This window comes from Pseudoxanthomonas mexicana (genome assembly GCF_046736355.1).
GTDB lineage: Bacteria > Pseudomonadota > Gammaproteobacteria > Xanthomonadales > Xanthomonadaceae > Pseudoxanthomonas_A > Pseudoxanthomonas_A mexicana_B.
In genome coordinates, this window is sequence record NZ_CP157201.1 from 1,081,745 (window position 1) to 1,101,979 (window position 20,235).

Below are 20,235 nucleotides of genomic sequence, written 5' to 3' on the forward strand. Positions count from 1 at the left end.
TGCGCGCCGCCTGCCCACGATGGACCGTTCCCCATGCCGCCACGCCGCCTCGTCGCCCTGCTCGTGCTGGGCCTGCCCTGCGCCACCGCCGGGGCCGTCGACATCGATGGCCGCATCGATCCGGCCGAATGGCAGGGCGCGCAGCGCTTCACCGACTTCCGCAAGGTCCAGCCGCTCAACGGCGAGCCCGGCTCGCTGCCGACCGAGGCCTGGATCATGGCCACGCCCGAGGGGCTGGCGGTGGCCTTCCACAACGCCCAGCCGGCCGGGGTGCCGCGCACGCGGCAGAAGGTGCAGCGCGACTTCGACGAGCAGGTGGATCGCGTCAACGTGTTCATCGACTTCGATGGCGACGGCCGCACCGGCTACGCCTTCACCGTCAGTTCGACCGGCGGCGTCGCCGACGAGATCATCACCAACGAGAACCAGTTCAGCAACGACTGGGACGGGCTGTGGCAGCACGCGGTCGGCGAGGACGAGCACGGCTGGTCGGTGGAACTGCGGATCCCGTGGCACATCGCGCCGATGCGCGACGGCAGGGACGGCCAGCGCACGCTGAAGGTGTTCCTGGCGCGCGTCATCGGCTCCACCGGCGAGCGCATGGCCTGGCCGGTGGCCAGCTTCGAGCGCCCGCGCTTCCTGTCCGACTTCGCGCCGATCACCGTGCCGCGCTACGACCAGTCGTTGCTGGCGGTCACGCCCTACGCCTCGGCGCTGCACGACAACGTCGGCGGCGGCAGCGACTTCAACGCCGGCGTGGACGTGTTCTGGAAGCCGAACGGCCGCTTCCAGCTGACCGCCACGCTCAAGCCCGACTTCGGCCAGGTGGAAAGCGACGACCTGGTGGTCAATTTCAGCGCCACCGAGACCTTCGTCAGCGACAAGCGCCCGTTCTTCACCGAGAACCAGGGCATCTTCGAATTGACCACGCCCTCGGACTTCAGCCAGCAGCTGTATACGCGGCGCGTGGGCAGCACCGGCGACATCACCGCCGCGGTCAAGTTCAACGGCAGCCTGGGCCAGGCGAACTACGGCGTGTTCGCCGCCGACGAGGCCGGCGCCACCGGACGCTCGTTCCAGGCCTTGCGGCTGGTGCGCGATTTCGACGGCCAGAACCTCGGCGCGATGCTGACCCGGGTCGACGATCCGTGGCGGGACCGCGAGGCCACCGTGCTGGGCGTGGACCACAACTGGCGGCCGACCGCGCGCTGGAACGTCCGCAGCCGCGTGCTCGGCAGCCGCATCGAGCAGGCCGGCGAGCGCACGCAGGACGTCGGCGCGACCGTGTGGGCCGACTACGAGATGGATCGCGGCTGGCGCCAGCAGTGGATCGCCATGCACTTCGGCAGCGACCTGCAGATCAACGACTTCGGCTACCTGTCGCGCAACAGCACCAACTACCTGCACTGGGAGGTGCGCAAGCGCTTCGCCGACCTGCCGGAAGCCTCGCGCTACGCCTCCACCGACTGGCGCTGGCGGATCGGCAGCAGCCACAACAACCACGGCGAGAAGCTCAACGACCAGTTCCGCATGAGCCGCGAAGGCCGGCTGCGCAACGGCGGCTACGAATACGCGCAGGTCAACGTCAACAGCGCCGGCATCAGCGACACCCTGCTGCGCGGCAACGGCATCGTCCGGCTGCCGGCCAACTTCAACGCCTTCTACGAGTACGAGCGCCCGCGCAAGGGCCGCTGGGCGCACAACGCGGAGGTGGAGATCTTCGGCGGCGGCCTGGCCGGCAACCACAAGCTGGGTTCGGCGCTCTGGTACGGCGCCACCTATTTCATCAACGACGCCTTCAGCCTCAACGCCGGCCTGGCGGTGATCCGCCGGCCGGACTGGCTGATCTGGCAGGGACCGGCGCAGGGCGACCTGGTCGGTGCCTTCAGCGGCCGCGAAACCAAGCTGAGCGCCGGCCTGGACTGGACCCTGGACGATCGCCAGGAACTGCGCGTCAAGCTGCAGGCCATCGGCATCGGCGCGCGGGCGCATGGCGCCTGGCGTTTCGAGCCGTCGGGCGAGGCGATCGCCGCGGCCGATGCCATCGACGATTTCCGCGTGCGCAATCTCGGCTTCCAGGTCCGCTACCGCTACGAACTGGCGCCGTTGTCGTACCTGTACGTGGTCTATGCGCGCGGCGGCTACGAGCAGGCGGCAGGCGCCGACGGCATCGACGACGCCCTGCGCGACAGTTTCCGCCTGCGCGACGACGAGCAGCTGATGGTCAAGCTGAGCTACCGCTTCGGGCTTTGAGGCGGGGGAAAGCCCCTGCGCGCCAAGGCGCCCTCATCCGTCCCTTCGGGACACCTTCTCGCGCAAGCGGGAGAGGGATTCGTGAACGGTCCGCTCACTCGTCCGGCGTGCCCAGGGCCTGGGCGATGTCGCGGTTGAAGGAGACCACGACCCGGCCGTCCTCGATCGTGGTCGATTCGACCTGCAGGTCGCCGAGCAGCGCGGCGGTGGCGTCGTCGATGCGGTACAGCGGTTCGCTGCGCGCGTAGTCGGCCAGCCAGAGGTTGATCAGGCCCTGCATGCGCGCGTCGACATGCTGGCCGGCGCGCGCGGGCTGCACTTCGTCCAGCGTGGGTTGATCCAGCAGCAACGCGCGCTGGCCGGCGTCGTAGCGCAGGCCGCTGGCGAGCACGAGCCGGCCGATCGGCACCGGCGCGCCGCCGGCGGTGGCCGCGGCGGCGTCGAACGCCAGCCGCAGGCGCTGCCCGCCGGCGGGGATGCTGACCTGCGGGTTGCTGACCGACAGGGCCAGCAGGCCGCCGAGCGTGTCGTAGTGCTGCGGCCCGGCGGCGTCGAGGAAATGCTGGATCTGCGCGGCGCCGATGCTGGCGCGGTTGCCCTCGATGGCCGGCAGCATCGACTGCGCCATCGCCGGCAGCGCCAGCAGGCCGCCCAGCAGCAGCGGGGAAAGAAAACGGGCAATCGATCTGGCCATGCCGTCAGTTCCCGGTCAGGTGGACGAGCACGCGGCCGTCCTCGATGGTGGTGGAGCCGATGCGCCTGCCCATCGGCAGGCGCCTGAGCAGATCCTCGTCGATGCGGTAGATCGGCTCCTGCGCCGCGTAGTCGGCCAGCACCGCGTTGAGCAGGCCGCGGGTGCCGCCGCGCAGCAGATCGCCGCCGCCGGGGATGCGGATGTCGAGTATCTCCGGCGATTGCAGGTGCAGCCCGCGCGTGGCCGGGTCGTAGCGCAGCGCGCTGGCCATCGCGAACTGCCCGCGCGCCACCTCGCTGCCGCCTAGCGCGTCGATGCGGACGTCGAAATCCAGGCGCAGGCGGCGCTCGCCGTCGGGGATGCTCAGGCGCGGCCGGCTGAGCGTGGCCGACACCAGCCCGCCGAGCTTGTCGAACTCGCGCGGGAAGCTGCGATCCAGGTAGCGCTGCAACTGCGGCTGGGTGAAGTCGAGCTGGTTGCCGAACATGCCGCCGACGGTATTGCAGGCGGACAGCGCGAGCAGCAGCGACAGCAGGAACATCAGGCGTGCGGGATGGCGGAGCGGCATGGTGGATTCCGGGAAGGCGTCAGGCCATCGTTGGCGATGCGGGGTGAACCCAGCCTCAATCCGCCGTGCGCATGGCCATCGCATCGGCGATCAGCGGCCGGCGCGCGATCAATCCAGTTGCGGTTGCAGCGACGCCGAGGTGATCTCCCAGCCACTGCCGTCGACCTTGCGTTGCAGCCGATACCAGCCCTTGAGGTGCCGGGTCTGGCCGTCGTCGAGCGAGGCGCGCAGGCGCACCGGGATTTCCAGCGCGGCCGGGGGGTGCTGCTTGTCCAGCGGCAGCGGGCGCTCGTTGCGGATGCGCAGCGCCTGCAGGTTGTCCAGCGCGCGCAGTGCGTGGTCGTCGGCGCGCGGCGGCGGCTTGCCGCCGCTCCACAGCGCGTCGGCGCGCGGGCGGTCGCCGGCGCCCAGCGCGCCCAGGTAGTCGTGCAGTTGCGAAACCGCCTGCTGCATCGCTTCGGATTGCGCCTGCGCGGCGGCCAACGCGACCGGATCGACGGCCACCGCCTGTGCGGCCGGCCTGGCCGGCGCAGCGGCGGGCAGGCCGGCGGCGGTGTTCTCCGGTTCCGGGTCCGGCTGCGGCGAGCAGGAACACCCGGCCATCAGCAGCGGCAGCATCGCCAGCGTCCACAGTCGCATGTTCGGATCCTTGTCCCCGGTCGATGGCGCAAGGATAGCGCCGCCGGCTTCAATCGCGCTGCGAAGGCTGGCAGCGCAGCGGATAGTGGCGGTGTCGGACAGATGCGCCGTCGCGGGAAGTTACGAAGACCGCGCTCAGTGTTGCGGGCCGTGCCGGCGGATGAGCCGGAGCAGTTCGTCGCTGTGTGCGCGGATATCGCGCCATGCCGGATCGTCGCCGTGGTGCCGGGCCACCGTGCCCAGCAGCCGGGCGCCGATCACCAGTGCGGTGCGCTCGTCGGGACCGGCGCCGGGCCGGCGCTGCGCGTCCTCGATCAGGCCCATCCAGTCCTCCTCGCAATCTTGCTCGAACTCGATCGCGCAGCGGCCGGCGCAGTGCAGCCCGTCCTTCTCCACGGGGGTGACGGTGACGCGGTAGCGGTGTCGGGTCATGGCGGGAATGCCGTGAAGCGAGGATGCAGCGAAGATAGGACCGCCCGCGCGCCGGTGCGAGGGCCGCGGCCATGACGAAGTGTTCCAGCGCCGGCCGCCCGCGTTCAGTGCGCGCGCAGCAGCGGCAGCGGGTCGTAGGCGCCGCCGGGACGATAGACGCCGTAGTGCAGGTGCGGCGGCGTGCCGCGCGCGTTGCCGCTGTCGCCGACGCTGCCGAGCCTGTCGCCCGGCATCACCCGATCGCCCACGTCCAGCCCTTCGGCCCAGTCTTCCAGGTGCGCGTAGTAGTGGCGCTCGCGGCCCGGTCCGAGCACCCACACCTGGCGGCCGCCCAGCCCGCCCTCGCGCACGGCGACGACCACGCCCATCGTGCTGCTGAGCACCGGCGTGCCGCGCGGGGCGAAGATGTCGATGCCTTCGTGCCGACGGTCGCGGCCGCGCGGCGCACCGAAGGTGTCGGCGATGCGGCGCGCGGTCACGCCCTCGACCGGCACCGGCAGCGAGGTCGGCGACGGCATCCGCGACAGTTGCCAGAGCAAGCGCGGCTTGGCCATGAACGGTTGCCGCCACGCCCACGCCGCCAGCAGCGCCAGCGCGGCCAGCACCAGCAGCCGGCGCAGCCATCGTCCGGCGCGATGGCGCATGCGGGGTGTCGCCGCCGGCTGCGCGCTGTCCAAGGCCGATCAGGCCTGTGCGGACTGCCCGGCGACCTGCTTCTGCAACTGCGCCTTCAGGCCTTCGTCCAGGCGCAGTTGCCGCGCCAGTTCATCGAGATAGGCACGTTCCATGAAGTTCTGCTCATCGGCGGCGAGCAGGCTGGCCAGGTACATCTCCGCGGCCATTTCCGGTGTGGCGGCTGCGCGCGCGACTTCGGCCGGATCCAGCGGCTTCTCCAGTTCGGCGTGCAGCCACTGGCGGATTTCCGCATCGGGCTGGAGGCGGGCGAACTCGCCCTCGATGACCTCGCGCTCGCGCGCATCGATGTGGCCATCGGCCTTGGCCGCGGCCACCAGCGCGCGCAGGATCGCCTGGCTGTGCAGTTCGGCCTGCGGTGGCGGCAGACGGTCGATGGTCTGCGTGCCGACGCCGGTAGGCGCCTGCTGCTGGCGCTGGTAATCGGCATAGGCGCGATAGGCCATCACGCCGATCGCCGCCAGGCCGCCGTAGGTGGCCAGCTTGCGCGTGGTCTTGTGCTTGCCCAGCAGCAGGCCCAGCGCGCCGCCGGCCAATGCGCCCTTGCCGAAGTCGGCGTTGAGCAGGCCGCCGGCCGGGGACGATGGGGCGCCGCCGCCCTGGGCGGACTTGAGCAGGTTGTCGAGGAAGCCCTGGAGATTCATGCGTGTTCCTGTCGTTTGGAAGTCGGTTGCCGGGAGCGATGCGATCCTGCCTCAAGCGCGTCCTGTGGCGAGGGCCGGCGAGCCATCATGCACCGGTTCCGGCGCCAGGAAACATTCCGCACTCCGGCCGTGGAGCGGAGCCTGCTCCACTCTCGGGGGCGCATCCGCCGGACGAGCCCGCCGCTGCAGCCGTGTTCCCCGGCGTGGAGTAAGAACCAAAAAAAATCGGGACGGCATTGCCGTCCCGACGGGTACTGCCTGGGCGCCGTGGATCAGGCGGCGGCGTCCTTGAGCTTCTTCAGCGGGCGCACCTTGACCTTCACCGAGGCGGGCTTGGCGGCGAACCACTGCTCTTCCTTGGTGAACGGGTTGATGCCCTTGCGCTTCGGCTTGGCCGGAACGTTGACCGAGGTGATCTTCAGCAGGCCGGGCAGGGTGAACGAGCCGGCGCCCTTCTTGTTGACCGAGGCGTGCACGGCCGCTTCCAGCGAGGCCAGCACGGCGCGCACGTCCTTCGCGGCCACGGAGGTGGCTTCGGCGATGTGCGCGACCAGGCCCGACTTGCTCAGGGCTTCCTTGATCGGCTTCGGTGCGGCCGGCTTTGCAGCGGCCTTCGGTGCGGCTTTCTTGGCGGCCTTCTTCGGCGCTGCTTTCTTGGTGCTCTTTGCCATAAATGTCCTGTCTTGCGCTCAGTTGGGTTGGAATTCGGGCCGAATGCGTCGGCATAGGAAATGTAGGGCAAAGGAAACGCGCCGCCAAGAGCAAAAACGCCTGAAAGCATGGTTTTTTGCCGTTTGCCGCCACCGATCATCGGGATGGGCGGCGGATCCGCGCCGTTCCGGCATGCCGCGACCGGATCCGGGCGCGATCCGCGCTGCCCGGATCCGCGCCGCCCGGGCGCCGTCAGTCTTCTTCCGGACGCGGGCGGTAGCTCTCGACCAGGCGCTGCTGCACCGCCGCTGGCACCGGCTCGTAGTGGCTGAAATCCAGCCGGTAGCGGCCGTGGCCGGCGGTGGCCGACTTCAGCTCGGCGGCGTAGTTCTCCAGTTCCGACAGCGGCACCTGCGCCCGCACCGCGATCTCGCCGCGTGCGCCATCGGTTCCGGTGATGCGCGCGCGCTTGCCGGCCAGCCCGCCGGTGATGTCGCCGACGTGCGCCTCGGCCGCGGTCACCTCCAGGTCCACCACCGGCTCCAGCACCTGCGGCCGCGCCTTGCTGATCGCGTCGAGGAAGGCCTTGCGGCCGGCGGCGACGAAGGCGACCTCCTTGCTGTCCACCGCGTGGTGCTTGCCGTCGTGCACGGTCACGCGCAGGTCCTGCAGCGGGTAGCCGGCGATCGCGCCGCTGGCCAGCACCTGGCGCACGCCCTTCTCGACCGCGGGCATGAACTGCCCGGGGATCACGCCGCCCTTGACCGCGTCGACGAACTCGAAGCCGCCGCCGCGCGGCAGCGGCTCCACCCGCAGCATCACCTCGCCGAACTGGCCGGCGCCGCCGGTCTGCTTCTTGTGGCGGTGGTGGCCCTCGGCGGCCGCGGCGATGGTCTCGCGGTAGGCGATGCGCGGCGGATGCGTGCGCACCGCCACGCCGAAGCGGGTCTGCAGGCGTTCCAGCGCGATGCGCAGGTGCAGGTCGGACAGGCCGCGCAGGACGGTCTCGTTGAGCTCGGGCAGGTGCTCGACGGCCAGCGCCGGATCCTCCTCGGCCAGCTTGTGCAGCGCCTGCGACAGCTTCTGCTCCTGGCCGCGGCTGGCCGCCTCGATCGCCAGGCCGAACATCGGCCGCGGGAAGTCCACCGGCGCCAGGTGCAGGTGATCCTCGTCGTGGCTGTCGTGCAGCACCGCGTCGAAATGCAGCTCGTCGATCTTGGCCACCGCGGCGATGTCGCCGGGCACGGCCTGGTCGATCTCCTCGTGGTCCTTGCCGCGGATGCGGTACAGGTGCGCGACCTTGACCGGCTTGCGGCCGTCGTCGACGAACAGCTGCGCGTCGCGCCGCACCGTGCCCTGGTAGACGCGGAAGATGCCGAGCTTGCCGACGAAGGGATCGTTGACGATCTTGAAGACGTCGGCGATCACGTGCGCGTCCGGATCCGGGGTGGCCAGCACCGGCTCGCCGCCGGCGCCGCTGCCCTTGCGGAACGGCGGCGGGTTGGCCTCGCCCGGGTGCGGCAGCAGGCGCTGGGCGATGTCCAGCAGTTCGGCCATGCCGGCGCCGCTGCGCGCGGAGGCGAAGCACACCGGCACCAGGTGGCCCTCGCGCAGGCACTGCTCGAAGGCGTCGTGCAGTTCCTGCCCGGACAGGCCGCCTTCGCCCAGGTCCAGGTAGTGCTCCATCACCGTTTCGTTGATCTCCACCACCTGGTCGATGATGCGCTGGTGCCAGTCGGCGACCGGCCCGAGATCGGAATCGCCCTCGCTGGCGCCGAAGCAGTCGACCACGCGGCGGCCGCCGTCGGCGGGCAGGTTGAGCGGCAGCACTTCCGGACCGAACTGCTCGCGCAGCTGTTCCAGCGTCGCGGTGCAGTCGGCGCCCTCGTGGTCGATCTTGTTGACGACGATGGCGCGGCACAGGCCGCGCTGGCGCGCGCGCTCCATCAGCCGGCGGGTGCCGTCCTCGACGCCGGCACTGGCGTCGACGACGATCAGCGCGGTCTCCACCACCGACAGCGCCGACAGCGCCGGGCCGCGGAAATCCGGGTACCCGGGCGTGTCGATCAGGTTCAGGCGCATCGCCGCGGAACCGTTGCGGTCGATGCTGGCGATGGCGGTGTCGATGGAATGGCCGCGCGCCTTCTCCATCGGATCGTGATCGGACACGGTGTTGCCGCGCTCGATCGTGCCTGCCGTCTGGATGGCGCCGCCGGCATGCAGCAGGGCTTCGAACAGGGTGGTCTTGCCGGCGCCGGGGTGGCCTGCGAGGGCCACGTTGCGGATGTCTTGTGTGCTGTAGGGCATGAGGCCGTTTCTCCCGTGTCGGATGCAGCGAAGGGATCGAAGGGCCGTCATGGCTGTCGGGCCGGGCGCTGCCGCGGGTGTCCCGGCGGGCGGTCATGGCGGACTCCCAGCATCGGCAGCGCCGCCGGTCCGGTCAAGCCGCACTGCGGTACATGGCGTGAACATTCGCGAAGGTAAGCTCGTGTTCCCCTGGTGAGCGAGGAGACGACGATGGCACTCAAGCGATATGCCGACGCGGTATGGAACGGCGACCTGCAATCGGGCAACGGCAACATCAGCACGCCACAGAGCGGGCTGTTCCAGTCGCAGGATTTTTCCTTCAAGACGCGCTTCGGCGACCAGAAGGGCACCAATCCGGAGGAATTGCTGGCCGCCGCGCATGCCGGCTGCTTCAGCATGGCGCTGTCGGCGGTGTTGGGGAAGGCGGGCTTCACCCCCGACAGCATCCAGACCCGCGCCGAGGCGACGATGGAGCCGGGCATGGATCCGGGCCCGACGATCACCGCGATCAGGCTGATCGTCTCGGCGAAGGTGCCGGGCATCGACGCCGGCCAGTTCAACGAGCTCGCCGAGCAGGCCAAGGCCGGCTGCGTGATCTCGCGCGCGCTGTCGGTGCCGGTGTCGCTGGAGGCGACGCTGGTTGGGTGAGGTCTCGGCGCTGCTGGTCCACGGCGCCGGCGGCGGCTGGGAATGGCGCATCTGGGAAGCGGTCTGGCGCGCGCACGGCATCGCCACGCGCGCGCCAGACCTGCGGCCGTGCGCGCAGGGAATCGCCGCCACCGGCTTGCGCGACTACGCCGCGCAGGTGCGGCAGGCGATCGAGGCGCTGCCGCGCCCGCGCGCGCTGGTCGGCGCCAGCCTGGGCCGGCTGCTGGCGGCGCTGCACGCGGACGCCGCCGATGCACTGGTGCTGGTCAACCCGCTGCCGCCTTCGCCCTGGCAGCGATGGCTGCCCGCGCGCGACTGGCCGGACGTGGTGCCGTGGCGGCGCGAGGCGCGGCTGGCGTCGAGCCTGCGCGCGCTGGCCGATGCCGATGCGGCCAGCGTGCTGTTCGCCTTCCGCCACTGGCGCGACGAATCCGGCGCGGTGCTGCGCGATGCCCATGCCGGTATCGAGGCGGCGCGCCCGGCGTGCCCGGTGCTGGCGATGGCTTCGGCCCGCGACGACGACGTCGCGCCCGCGGCCACCCGCGAACTGGCCGCGGCCTGGCAGGCCGACTTCATCGCCAGCGCCGCGACCACCCACGTCGGCCCGCTGCTGGGGCGCAGCGCCGCGGCCGACGCCGCGCAGGCTGTCGCCTGGGTGAACGCGCGCCTGCGCGGCGGCCGGGTTCAGGAGGCTTTCACGCTGCCGTGACGACGATGCGCCTGCACCGCTTCCGGTGCGGGGAGCCCACGATGAAACCACTGGCCGCCAGCCTGATCGCCGTCCTCGCGCTCGCCGCGCCCGCGATGGCCTCCGCGCAATCCCGCTCCTACACCGCCGGCTACGAAGAGCAGGGCCACTACGACTACGCGCGGGTCGTGCGGGTGGATCCGATCATCGAGTACGGCGGCCATCGCACCGCCGCGCCGCAGCAGGCCTGCCACTACCGCCGCGCCGACGACGTCTACGCGCGCGACGACGGTCATTACCGCGACGATGGCTACCGTCGCGACGACTATTACGAAGACGATGGCTACTACCGCGATCGCGGTGCGCGCGGCGACGAGGCCGGCCGCACGATGGCCACCGTCATCGGCGGCATCGCCGGCGCGGTGCTGGGCAGCAAGGTCGGCGACGGCAGCGGGCGCTACGTCGGCACCGCGGTCGGCTCGATGGTCGGCGGCATGGCCGGGCGCTCCATCTACGACAACGCGCAGCGCGAACGCGCGACGGTGCAGCGCGGCATGGTGCGCGTCTGCGAACCGCTGCCGGCAGGCCGCGAGCCCAGGTACGGCGGCTACGACGACGGCCGCGTCGAGGGCTACGACGTCACCTACGAATACGCCGGCCGCAGCTACCGCACGCGCACCGCCTACCATCCGGGCGACCGCATCCGCGTGCGGGTCGACGTGCGTCCCGAATGAAGGACACACGCGGCGTTTCCCTTGTAAGCCGATGACCGGCCCCGCATAGTCGCACCCGTCCAACCACGGGGAACCTGCGATGCGGATGCGGAAGATGCGGAAACTGATCCTGGGCGCGTTGCTGGCGCTGGCCGCGGGCCCGGCGCTGTGCGCGCAAGAAGGCGAAGTCACCGTGCTGACCGCCGCGCGCATCCACACTTCCGATCCGCAGCGGCCGCAGGCCGGCGCGCTGGCCTGGGACGCCGAGGGCCGCGTGCTGGCCGTCGGCGACGCCGCGCAGCTGCTGGCGCGCTATCCCGGCGCGCGCCGCGTCGATGCCGGCGAGGCGACCGTCATCCCCGGCCTGATCGACGCGCACGGCCACGTGATGGGGCTGGGCTACGCGCTGTTGCGCGCCGACCTGACCGGCACGCGCAGCAAGGACGAGGCGCTGGCCCGCCTGCGCGAATACGAGAAGCAGCTGCCGCCCGGCGCCTGGCTGCTCGGCGGCGGCTGGGACCAGAACCACTGGCCGGGCAAGGCGTTCCCGACCGCGGCGGATCTGGACGCGGCGTTCCCGCAGCGCCCGGTCTGGCTGGAGCGCGTCGACGGCCACGCCGGCTGGGCCAACTCGGCCGCGCTGCGCGCCGCCGCCGCGCGTTCGCCGCGATCGCTGGACGGTGACTGGCATCCGGAGGGCGGCCGCATCGAGCGCGACGCCGGCAAGCCGAGCGGCGTGCTGATCGACCGCGCGATGAAGCTGGTCGACGACGCCATCCCGCCGCTGGACGAGTCGCAGCGCGAGCAGGCGCTGCGCAAGGCGCTGGACGCCGCCGTGCGCAACGGCCTGACCGGCGTGCACGACATGGGCGTCTCGCGCGAGGATCTGGCGCTGATGAGGAAGCTGGCCGATGCCGGCGAGCTGCCGCTGCGCATCGACGCCTATGCCGATGGCGACGGCGAGGCGCTGGAGGACCTGTGCGCGCACGGCCTGTACCGCCATGCCGGCGGTCGCCTGCAGATGCGCGGGGTCAAGCTGTACGCCGACGGTGCGTTGGGCAGCCGCGGCGCCGCGCTGCTGGAGGACTACAGCGACGATCACGGCAACCGCGGCCTGCTGGTGACCGAGCCGGCCGCGCTGGAGTCGGCGATGCGCAAGGCCAAGCGCTGCGGCGTGCAGGTTGCGACGCATGCGATCGGCGATCGCGGCAACCGCATCGTCATCGACGCGTTCGAGAAGGTGCTCGGCGCCGACAAGGACGGCGACCACCGCTGGCGGGTCGAGCACGCGCAGGTGGTGTCCCTGCAGGACATCCCGCGCTTCGCCCCGCTCGGCGTGATCGCCTCGATGCAGCCCACCCACGCCACCTCCGACATGCCGTGGGCGCAGGATCGCGTCGGCCCGCAGCGCATCCTCGGCGCCTACGCGTGGCAGCGTTTCCTGCACAGCGGCGCGCGGCTGGCGCTGGGATCGGATTTCCCGGTCGAATCGCCGGACCCGCGGCTGGGCCTGCACGCCGCGGTCGCCCGCCAGGATCGCAACGGGCAGCCGCCCGGCGGCTGGCTGCCGGATCAGCGCCTGGGCGCGGCCGAGGCGCTGCGCGGCTTCACCGCCGACGCGGCCTGGGCCGGCTTCGACGAGAACGTGGTCGGCCGGCTGGCGCCGGGCCTGCGCGCCGATTTCGTGATCCTGGCCGGCGATCCGCTGGCGGTGCCGGCGCAGGCGCTGATCGGGCTGGAGATCCTTTCGACCTGGGTGGACGGCAGGCCGGTGTACCAGGCGCGCTGAGGCGGCGCGGTTTGGCGCAGCGGCGGTGCTGCCGAAACAGCCGGTCGGTGGCGGGGGCACGGGCATGCGTTGAGAGGAGATCTGGAGGCAGACAACATCATGTTGTTCAGCGGCTTTCTGGTTCCTGTTTCGCCTGCGAGCCCTTCCGCCTGGTTCCGGCGTGGCGCATTCGTCGAAGCTTGCCCATACCGGACGCCGCGCGAGTCTGATAGTTTTGCCCCACAGGGAAGGATGGCGGGTCCGGCATGCCGGGACCCGGGAGCAGGGATGCTTATGGACAAGGACATGCAGTCCGCGCCGCTGCTGGCGCGCCTGTCGCAGGTGGAGGCTTCCAGCCGCCTGCACCGCCTGGAACTGGACGGTGCGCCGGTGCTGCTGGTCGAGCGCTGGCAGGGTTGGGAACGGCTGTTGGAAGGGTTTTGCTGGCACGTGGACGTGCTGTCGGCGGATGCCTCGCTGCCGGTGTCGTCCTGGCTGGGCCGGACGGCAAGGCTGCTGACCCGCTGCGCCGAGGGCGCGGACGCGGTGCGCAGCGGCCTGGTGAGCGAGGCGGCGTGCGTGGGCGCGGACGGCGGCCTGGCGCGCTACCGGCTGACGCTGTCGCCGTGGACGTGGCTGCTGGAGCAGGGCCGGCACAGCCGGGTCTGGCAGGAACGCGGCGTGCTGGACATCGTCGCATCGGTGTTCGCCGACTACGCGCCGCTGGCGTCGTGGAAGCAGGGCGGGGAAGTGGCGTCGTTCATGGCGCAGGCGCGGGCGCGCAGCTATTGCGTGCAGTACCGCGAGAGCGACCGGGATTTCGTGAGCCGGCTGCTGGCCGAGGAAGGCCTGGGCTGGCGGCTGGAAGAGGATGCGGCGTCGGCGTCGGGCCATGTGCTGGTGCTGTTTGCCGACAGCGCGGCGCAGGCCGAGGACGCCTCTTCGGCGCGCGAGGGCGGCGTGCGCTTCCACCGCAGCGACGCGGCCGAGTCGACCGATGCGATACAGGCGCTCGGGCGCCACCAGCGCCTGGGTCCGGCGCGGCTGACGCTGCTGAGCCACGACTACAAGAGCACGCATGCGCGGGCCGTGCAGTTGCCGCTGGCCACCGGCGGCGTGGGCGAGGCCTTTGATGTGGTGGGCAGCCATGCCTTCGCCAGCGTGGCCGAGGGCGAGCGCCATGCGAACCTGCTGGCGCAGGCCGGGGAGGCGCGACGCTTGCAATGGCAGGGGCTGGGCACGGTGCGCACGCTGCGCGCCGGGACGTGGCTGCGGCTTACCCAGGCGGGCGAGGCCATCGAAGTGCTGCTGACCGAGGTGGAGCAGGCCGGCGTCAACAACCTGCCCTCGGACTTGCGGCAGGCGCTGGAGCAGGCCCTGGGACCGGCGGTGCCGCCGCAGCCGCTGGAACCGTGGGTGGCCGCGCGTGCTGAGGCGGTGGGCTATGCGCAGCGGTTCCGGGGCGTGGACCGTGCCCTGCCGTGGCGCCCGGTGCTGTCGGATGGGACCGGCCTGCGGTTGAACCCGCGCCCCACCGCGCCGGGCCGGCAGACCGCCGTGGTGGTGGGAGCGGGCGAAGACCCGGCGCAGGAACTGCATTGCGACGCGCTGGGCCGGGTGAAGGTGAGGTTCCACTGGCAGCGGGGCGCGCGCGCGGACGAGGACGACAGCTGCTGGTTGCGGGTGGTCCAGCGTTATGCCGGCCCGGGCGTGGGCAGCCAGTTCCTGCCGCGCATCGGCCAGGAAGTGGTGGTGGTGTTCCTGGACGGGGACATTGACCGTCCGGTGGTGCTGGGGGCGGTATACAACGGCCGCGGCGAAGCCGGCGTGCTGGCCACGCCGGGCGGCCGGCCGGGCGAGAGCGAGCGTGACCTCTACGCCCAGGCGCGGGATGCGCGTTCCAGCGCGCAGGGCAACCTGGCCGGCGGACATGCGCCGCCGTGGCACGGCATGGGCGCGGGCGAACCGGCGCACCGCAATGCGACGGCGCTGTGGGGCGTGCAGTCGAAGGAGTGGGGCGGCAGCGGCTACAGCCGGCTGCTGTTCGACGACAGCGACGGCCAACTGCGCGTGCAACTGGCCACCACGCAAGGCGCAAGCCAGTTGAACCAGGGCCACCTGATACACCAGGCCGACAACTACCGCGGCAGTTTCCGCGGCGAAGGTTTCGAGTTGCGCAGCGAGGCCTGGGGCGCGGTGCGGGCCACTTCGGGCCTGTGGCTGAGCGCCTACGGGCACGGCCCCGGCACACCGGCCGGCGAGGCGGTGCCGCAGGGCGCGCTGCTGGCGCAACTGCGGAGGCTGGGCCAGACGTTCTCGCAGGCGGCGGCCACCCACCTGACGGTGAAGCTGGCCTCGCACGAGGGCGCGAGGCGGGCGGGTGCTTCGCAACGGGGGGAAGACAAGGCCCCGCTGGAAGCATTGCGGGCCAGCGCCCGGACGACGGTGACCGGCACCGAATACGGGCAAGCCCGCGGCGAAGCGCAGGCGCGCGACCCGGCCGCCGGCCCGGACCGGGTGCCGCACACGGGGGATGCCCTGCTGGGCCTGGCCGCCCCGGCCGGCATCGGCGTGGTGGCGGGGCAATGTCTGGACTGGCAGGCCGGCCAGACGCTGACGCTGGCCAGCGGCCGGCACAGCGACGTGGCCATTGCCGGCGACCTGCGCCTGCATGCGGGCCAGGCCATCGGCGTGCTGTCGGCGGCGCTGGCCGGGCAGGAGCAGGGAACCCGCCTGAGCCTGGTGACGGGCGAGGGCGAACTGGACGTGCAGGCGCAGCAAGACCAGGTCAGGCTGCAATCGAAGGAAACCCTCAAGGTGGTCAGCGCCAACGCGGAGGTCGAACTGGCAGCGGGCAGGCGCATCCACCTGGCCACGGCCGGCGGCGCCAGCGTGACCCTGGAGGGCGGCAACATCACCTTCGCCTGCCCGGGGGAAATCAAGGTGCTGGCGAGCAAGAAGTCGTTCGTCGGGCCGGCGAGCCTGCCTTATGGCCTGCTACTTTTTCCCCAATCAGTCTGCGTGGAATGCATGTTGAAGGCCGCAACCAGCGGGGCGCCGTTTGCGGCATTGCAATGAGCGAATGGGTTTTTGCCAATGGCAGGCCGAATGAGGTGCAGACTGAGGTGATTCTGCAGGAGGTGCTTCGTCCCGTGAAGGAGAGCCTCTGGCTGTTGATGGACTTGGCGCTGATGGATCACGCCGCGGTCGCATCCTTCGCAAGGCATGCAGGCATTGGCCTGAAGAATGCGTTTGCGGGCTCCGGACTGGCCGCCTTCGGTGACAAGGCGCCTCATTTTGTGAAACTGCCGGATGACGCCGCTTCACGGCACGCCATTGCCAGGAAGTTCATTCGGCTTGCAGGGAATGCGACGGCCATGAGCTGGTTGCGAAGCGAGAAGCCGGAAAGGATGCTGCAGGAGATATTCGCCTATCTCGCCGAGGTGAGGGTCGAAGAAAGGAGAATGCCGATCCATTGCCGTTTCGCTGATACGCGGGTGCTTCCGGAGCTTTTGCAGGTTCTTTCCGTTGAACAACGCAGGCGCGTGAAGTGTGTCGTTGAATCATGGAGCTGGATCGGCCGAACCGGAGAACTGAGGTCATGGGGCGGGGGCTCTGAAGGGCCGGGAGAAAAGGACGAGTCCCCCGTGCTGCGCTTGTCGATCGAGCAGTTTCGGCGGATGCAACGGGCGGCCGAGCCGGATGCCGTTTTCCTGATGCTAAGCCAGAAGACTCCGGAAATCGTGCCGCAGTCCGAATACGGAGGGTTTCATGCCAGGTTGTGCGGACTTCTCGATGCCGCGGACGGATTCGGGGTAAAGGCTGCGAAGGACAGGCTTCAATTCGTCGTGCTTGGCCTGACCTGTGGTGAGGATTTTCATGCTGTCCCGGAGTTGCAGCCGACATGGCGCCTTGTATCCGGGCAGGGAGCCAGCCTTCATGATCTGATGCAGGGGTGGAGTGATTCGCTTTGGCAGCGGTTGGATGCGAGGAATGGGAAGAACGGATGACTAATGAATCTTCCAGGAAGGGAGAGCAGGCGGCCAAGCCGTCATGTTGGCTTGTGGTTGATGGTGGTTGTCTGTGGAAGTCTGCCGTTGCCAGGCTTTCCGCCTGGGATTTCTCAGGAGCCGCGATGAATTTCCAGTTCATTTTCCGTGTGCTGGCATGGGGGTGCCTGTTGATGCCGCTGGTCGCCTGTTCGCAGGAAGACAGGCTGCCGCCAATCGCCACGGCGCAAATCAGTCCGTACAACCATACGCCTGACTATATCGATCACATTTCTATCGATAGGCAGGGGGGAGGGAACTCGTTCGCTTTTGGCGGCGGTGGCAGCTTCGTTTGCTGCATTGCCTATCCCAGGCAATGGCGGGAAGGCCTCAGTGCGACTGTGCGTTGGAGAACATCGAGTTCCGATCCAACGATTTCATCAGAGCAAAACGTTTTCATGACGCATGAAAGGATGGTTCCCATCGAGCGTTACGAGAAGACGGGTACAAGGTTGAACGTGCACTTTTTGCCGGAGGGCGAAGTGCGATTGATTATCACCAGCCAGGTTGCCGGCTCGCCAGGCTACCCCGGTCCTGATGCTCCCGACCCTCCGCCGAACTGGCCGCCGTGGCTGCATGCCCCTGCCGATGCTCCGCCCCTGCCTGCCAATGCACAGGGACTGCCGCCGTACGAACCACTTCCTTCGCAGGAGTCACGATGAATTTCCATTCCCTTTCTAGTGCACTGGCATGGGGGTGCATGTTGCTGCCACTGGTAGCCTGTTCGCAGGAGGATAGGTTGCCGCCAACCGCCACGGCGCAAATCAGTCCGTACAACCATACGCCTGATTATATCGATGAGATTTCTATCGATGGGCAAGGGGGAGGGAACTCACGTGCCTTTGGCGGGGGAGGTAGCTTCGTTTGCTGCATTACCTATCCCAGGCAATGGCGGGAAGGTCTCAGTGCGACCGTGCGTTGGACGACATCAAGTTCTGATCCAAGAACTTCCATTGAACAGAACATTATCGTGACACACGAGAAGACAGTTCCCATCGAGCGTTACGAGAATACGGGTACAACACTGAATGTGCATTTTTTGCCGGGCGGCGAAGTCCGGTTGATTGTCACCAGCCAGGCGGCCGGCTCGCCAGGCTACCCCGGTCCTGATGCTCCCGACCCTCCGCCGAACTGGCCGCCGTGGCTGCATGCCCCTGCCGATGCTCCGCCCCTGCCTGCCAATGCACAGGGATTGTTGCCGCCGCCAGCGCCGCCGGATGGTAACCCGTAAGACACGCGCATCCATCCGTTGCAGAAACAGCCTTCAATGTCCACAGGAACGCCCGTAATGGAATTCAGACCTGGCTGGTATCTCATCCGCACCGAGACAGGCGGCCCCAATGAGGGACGCCAGCATTTTCGCCACTACGTCGACCAGCAGCGCTATAACGTCCAGTGCTACATCGAACCCAACGGCATGCAGATCTTGCAGTGGTTCGCGGACGAGCCGGAGAGGTACAAGAAGGCACCGTGGTCATCTGAGTACAAGCCGTTGAGGGAAGCGGCCGCCGGCGACTGGTGGGACAATCCGGAAACGTCCGCCCGCGCCAATCCGGATGTGCCGGGCGAATATTCGCGGGAACAACGCCAGCCCACGGCAAGGGAACTGGCCCAGCGCGCGAGTCACGCAGACCCTGCCTGCGCCGATGGCTTGGCATGCAGCAAGGAAATTCACGTCGGTGTCTTCTTTGATGGCACCAACAACAACATGGATCGTGACAGGCCGCTGGTCGGGCACTCCAATATCGTCAGCCTGTATGACGCCCATCCCGACGACGGGGATACCAGATTCCGTTACTACATCCCTGGCGTCGGGACGCCCTTCAGGCAGGTGGGCGAGATGGCTGAGGACAAGGATGGCAAGACATTTGCCCGTGGCGGGGAGGCCCGCATCCACTGGGCCATGTTGCTGGTCTATAACGCTGTCTGTCGTGCATCCACCGGCAGTGATTTGATGCAGGAAGCGGAAATGACGCCGCTGGTCACCACATACAGCGGCCTGAAGACCAAATGGCGGTTCGGTGATGACAAGATGCGCATCATCTTCGATGGCATCCAGCAGCGCCTGTTGAAGGCCATCAAAGGAAGGCGGCCGAAGGTCGTGCGCTTGAATCTCTCGGTTTTTGGTTTCTCTCGCGGCGCCGCACAGGCGCGTACCTTCTGCAACTGGCTGCAGATTGTCACCCAGGGTGTGGTGGGGCATGCGCATCTTGAAATCCGGTTCCTGGGATTGTTCGATACCGTGGCTTCGGTGGGCTTCGCGGATTCCTCGCCGGTGGGCCGGGGGCTCATGGATTGGGCGGACGGGACGATGGGGGTTTCCAATGTCAGGCGGGGCCTGCACTACGTGGCGGCGCATGAAATTCGCCGTTCGTTCCCGGTATCCATCGCGCGTGCCACCAAGGGCGGGGTGGTCACGGGCATCAGCGAATACATCTATCCTGGCGCGCATTCGGATATCGGTGGTGGCTATTCTCCCGGCGATCAGGGCAAGTCGATGGACGGTCGTTCGCATCTGCTTTCGCAGATTGCCTTGAATGACATGCATTTTGAGGCAATCAATGCCGGTTCAGAGCTTCTTAGGAAAGCTGAACTGGAGGCAAGGATTAGAGCTGACTTCACGGTTTCTTCCGAGTTGGATGCTGATTTTTCTTCCTATACCCGCTGGACTGCCGTGGAGGAAAAGGCCGAGGATGTGGCGAGCCAAGTCATGGCCCATGTTGAAAGCCGGATGCAGTATCACATGCAATTGTATTGGCGATGGCGTGCGAGCAAGCAGGCCGATGATGCCTTCAAGGCAATGTCCAGCTACCAGAATGCGGGAGCGCAGGACAGGGTCGATCTCTGGGAGTCGGAGCTTGACTGGAGAAACGACGTTGCCAGGGCGCGGCAGGCGCACCAGCCGACCACGCGGCTTGCCGGATCGCGTGTCGGTGTACGTGAAGTGAGCGTTCCCGCCACACCCAGCGCCATTCAGAGACAGATCGTGGCCGAGGTCAATGCGGCAGGCAACGTTCCTGCAAACGTGGATAGATTCTTTGACAGGTACCCGCATGATTCTCATGCCGGATTCTGGCTGCTGGGACCGCAGACCCAGTATGACAAGAACGCCTTTGTCAATGAGATTCGCAACAAGCAGGAAATGCATGACCAGTTGATGCAACGGTCGCGGAAGAGCGAGGAGGACGGGGATTACGATTTGTCCGTCTCCTACTCTGCACAGGCGTCGCAGTACAAGCTGAACAATTTCGAAAGGCGCGTGCTCCAGCAGAATCCGCATGTATTCGATGAAAGAAATCCAGCATCAATCCCGCTGATGACCGATGCGGATGCGGATGATTTGCGGGGTAATGCGGGTGCGGTTACATCTTTCGCTCTCACGAAGCTGATGGGGACCGCGACTCGCAGAGAGGCGGGTGGTCATGGGCAATATCGCCGCGTCTTTGACAAAAGCTGAACTGCAGGAGATTCCTTGCGAAATACAGGCC

Annotated in this window: 18 protein-coding genes; 10 read left to right on the top strand and 8 right to left on the bottom strand. The window is 68.7% G+C overall.

Going from position 1 to position 20,235, the window contains the following annotated elements; translation table 11 throughout:
* The first annotated feature begins 33 nt into the window (after positions 1-33).
* Positions 34-2,253 (top strand): DUF5916 domain-containing protein, encoded by a 2,220-nt coding sequence (locus AAG688_RS04835; protein WP_411834228.1) that lies wholly within the window; start codon positions 34-36, stop codon positions 2,251-2,253.
* 94 nt (positions 2,254-2,347) lie between these two features.
* On the opposite strand, the gene AAG688_RS04840 is transcribed toward AAG688_RS04835, so the two are convergent.
* From AAG688_RS04840 to fusA, 8 genes are all read right to left on the bottom strand, one after another.
* Complete coding sequence (locus tag AAG688_RS04840; protein WP_411834229.1) at positions 2,348-2,947, bottom strand: DUF1439 domain-containing protein; 600 nt, start codon at positions 2,945-2,947, stop codon at positions 2,348-2,350.
* A 4-nt stretch (positions 2,948-2,951) separates the two neighbouring features.
* Positions 2,952-3,515 (bottom strand): DUF1439 domain-containing protein, encoded by a 564-nt coding sequence (locus AAG688_RS04845; protein WP_411834230.1) that lies wholly within the window; start codon positions 3,513-3,515, stop codon positions 2,952-2,954.
* Positions 3,516-3,623: 108 nt separating this feature from the next.
* On the bottom strand, positions 3,624-4,154 hold the full coding sequence (locus AAG688_RS04850; protein ID WP_411834231.1) for a hypothetical protein: 531 nt from the start codon (positions 4,152-4,154) through the stop codon (positions 3,624-3,626).
* A 135-nt stretch (positions 4,155-4,289) separates the two neighbouring features.
* On the bottom strand, positions 4,290-4,586 hold the full coding sequence (locus AAG688_RS04855) for a DUF3861 family protein (RefSeq protein ID WP_411834232.1): 297 nt from the start codon (positions 4,584-4,586) through the stop codon (positions 4,290-4,292).
* A 104-nt stretch (positions 4,587-4,690) separates the two neighbouring features.
* Positions 4,691-5,230, bottom strand: a complete 540-nt coding sequence (locus AAG688_RS04860) for a M23 family metallopeptidase (RefSeq protein ID WP_411834233.1) — start codon at positions 5,228-5,230, stop codon at positions 4,691-4,693.
* 39 nt (positions 5,231-5,269) lie between these two features.
* A complete protein-coding gene (locus tag AAG688_RS04865) occupies positions 5,270-5,923 on the bottom strand; it encodes a tellurite resistance TerB family protein (RefSeq protein WP_411834234.1) in 654 nt (217 codons plus the stop codon).
* Positions 5,924-6,195: 272 nt separating this feature from the next.
* Positions 6,196-6,594 (bottom strand): HU family DNA-binding protein, encoded by a 399-nt coding sequence (locus tag AAG688_RS04870; RefSeq protein WP_411834235.1) that lies wholly within the window; start codon positions 6,592-6,594, stop codon positions 6,196-6,198.
* 232 nt (positions 6,595-6,826) lie between these two features.
* The gene (gene fusA, locus AAG688_RS04875; protein WP_411834236.1) at positions 6,827-8,881 is read right to left on the bottom strand and encodes an elongation factor G; all 2,055 of its coding nucleotides are present in this window, start codon (positions 8,879-8,881) and stop codon (positions 6,827-6,829) included.
* 210 nt (positions 8,882-9,091) lie between these two features.
* On the opposite strand from fusA, the gene AAG688_RS04880 reads away from it, so the two are divergent.
* The 9 genes from AAG688_RS04880 to AAG688_RS04920 all read left to right on the top strand — a co-directional run bounded on the left by AAG688_RS04880 (position 9,092) and on the right by AAG688_RS04920 (position 20,204).
* Positions 9,092-9,529, top strand: coding sequence for an OsmC family protein (locus AAG688_RS04880; RefSeq protein WP_411834237.1), 438 nt, complete (start codon positions 9,092-9,094; stop codon positions 9,527-9,529).
* Positions 9,522-10,238, top strand: coding sequence for a hypothetical protein (locus tag AAG688_RS04885; protein WP_411834238.1), 717 nt, complete (start codon positions 9,522-9,524; stop codon positions 10,236-10,238). Before AAG688_RS04880 ends, AAG688_RS04885 begins: the two co-directional genes overlap by 8 nt.
* A 50-nt stretch (positions 10,239-10,288) precedes the next feature.
* A complete protein-coding gene (locus AAG688_RS04890; protein WP_411834934.1) occupies positions 10,289-10,951 on the top strand; it encodes a glycine zipper 2TM domain-containing protein in 663 nt (220 codons plus the stop codon).
* A gap of 94 nt (positions 10,952-11,045) precedes the next feature.
* Positions 11,046-12,719 carry an amidohydrolase gene (locus tag AAG688_RS04895; protein WP_411834240.1) on the top strand — a complete coding sequence of 558 codons (1,674 nt, stop codon included), beginning with the start codon at positions 11,046-11,048 and terminating at the stop codon, positions 12,717-12,719.
* A gap of 273 nt (positions 12,720-12,992) precedes the next feature.
* Positions 12,993-15,776: a type VI secretion system Vgr family protein gene (locus tag AAG688_RS04900; RefSeq protein ID WP_411834935.1), complete on the top strand. Its 2,784-nt coding sequence runs from the start codon at positions 12,993-12,995 to the stop codon at positions 15,774-15,776.
* Complete coding sequence (locus tag AAG688_RS04905) at positions 15,773-16,708, top strand: DUF4123 domain-containing protein (RefSeq protein WP_411834241.1); 936 nt, start codon at positions 15,773-15,775, stop codon at positions 16,706-16,708. The genes AAG688_RS04900 and AAG688_RS04905 overlap by 4 nt, the downstream gene beginning before the upstream one ends.
* A gap of 125 nt (positions 16,709-16,833) precedes the next feature.
* Entirely contained in the window at positions 16,834-17,409 is a 576-nt protein-coding gene (locus AAG688_RS04910; protein ID WP_411834243.1) for a DUF3304 domain-containing protein, read from the top strand.
* Positions 17,406-17,978, top strand: coding sequence for a DUF3304 domain-containing protein (locus AAG688_RS04915; RefSeq protein ID WP_411834244.1), 573 nt, complete (start codon positions 17,406-17,408; stop codon positions 17,976-17,978). The genes AAG688_RS04910 and AAG688_RS04915 overlap by 4 nt, the downstream gene beginning before the upstream one ends.
* Positions 17,979-18,035: 57 nt before the next feature.
* Positions 18,036-20,204, top strand: coding sequence for a T6SS phospholipase effector Tle1-like catalytic domain-containing protein (locus AAG688_RS04920; protein ID WP_411834245.1), 2,169 nt, complete (start codon positions 18,036-18,038; stop codon positions 20,202-20,204).
* Positions 20,205-20,235: the final 31 nt, after the last annotated feature.

What these genes read in the sequence shown, in the direction of transcription:
- AAG688_RS04835 (WP_411834228.1), top strand. Translation starts at nt 34, where the DNA reads ATGCCGCCACGCCGCCTCGTCGCCCTGCTCGTGCTGGGCCTGCCCTGC.
- AAG688_RS04840 (WP_411834229.1), bottom strand. Translation starts at nt 2,947, where the DNA reads ATGGCCAGATCGATTGCCCGTTTTCTTTCCCCGCTGCTGCTGGGCGGC.
- AAG688_RS04845 (WP_411834230.1), bottom strand. Translation starts at nt 3,515, where the DNA reads ATGCCGCTCCGCCATCCCGCACGCCTGATGTTCCTGCTGTCGCTGCTG.
- AAG688_RS04850 (WP_411834231.1), bottom strand. Translation starts at nt 4,154, where the DNA reads ATGCGACTGTGGACGCTGGCGATGCTGCCGCTGCTGATGGCCGGGTGT.
- AAG688_RS04855 (WP_411834232.1), bottom strand. Translation starts at nt 4,586, where the DNA reads ATGACCCGACACCGCTACCGCGTCACCGTCACCCCCGTGGAGAAGGAC.
- AAG688_RS04860 (WP_411834233.1), bottom strand. Translation starts at nt 5,230, where the DNA reads ATGCGCCATCGCGCCGGACGATGGCTGCGCCGGCTGCTGGTGCTGGCC.
- AAG688_RS04865 (WP_411834234.1), bottom strand. Translation starts at nt 5,923, where the DNA reads ATGAATCTCCAGGGCTTCCTCGACAACCTGCTCAAGTCCGCCCAGGGC.
- AAG688_RS04870 (WP_411834235.1), bottom strand. Translation starts at nt 6,594, where the DNA reads ATGGCAAAGAGCACCAAGAAAGCAGCGCCGAAGAAGGCCGCCAAGAAA.
- fusA (WP_411834236.1), bottom strand. Translation starts at nt 8,881, where the DNA reads ATGCCCTACAGCACACAAGACATCCGCAACGTGGCCCTCGCAGGCCAC.
- AAG688_RS04880 (WP_411834237.1), top strand. Translation starts at nt 9,092, where the DNA reads ATGGCACTCAAGCGATATGCCGACGCGGTATGGAACGGCGACCTGCAA.
- AAG688_RS04895 (WP_411834240.1), top strand. Translation starts at nt 11,046, where the DNA reads ATGCGGAAACTGATCCTGGGCGCGTTGCTGGCGCTGGCCGCGGGCCCG.
- AAG688_RS04900 (WP_411834935.1), top strand. Translation starts at nt 12,993, where the DNA reads ATGGACAAGGACATGCAGTCCGCGCCGCTGCTGGCGCGCCTGTCGCAG.
- AAG688_RS04905 (WP_411834241.1), top strand. Translation starts at nt 15,773, where the DNA reads ATGAGCGAATGGGTTTTTGCCAATGGCAGGCCGAATGAGGTGCAGACT.
- AAG688_RS04910 (WP_411834243.1), top strand. Translation starts at nt 16,834, where the DNA reads ATGAATTTCCAGTTCATTTTCCGTGTGCTGGCATGGGGGTGCCTGTTG.
- AAG688_RS04915 (WP_411834244.1), top strand. Translation starts at nt 17,406, where the DNA reads ATGAATTTCCATTCCCTTTCTAGTGCACTGGCATGGGGGTGCATGTTG.
- AAG688_RS04920 (WP_411834245.1), top strand. Translation starts at nt 18,036, where the DNA reads ATGGAATTCAGACCTGGCTGGTATCTCATCCGCACCGAGACAGGCGGC.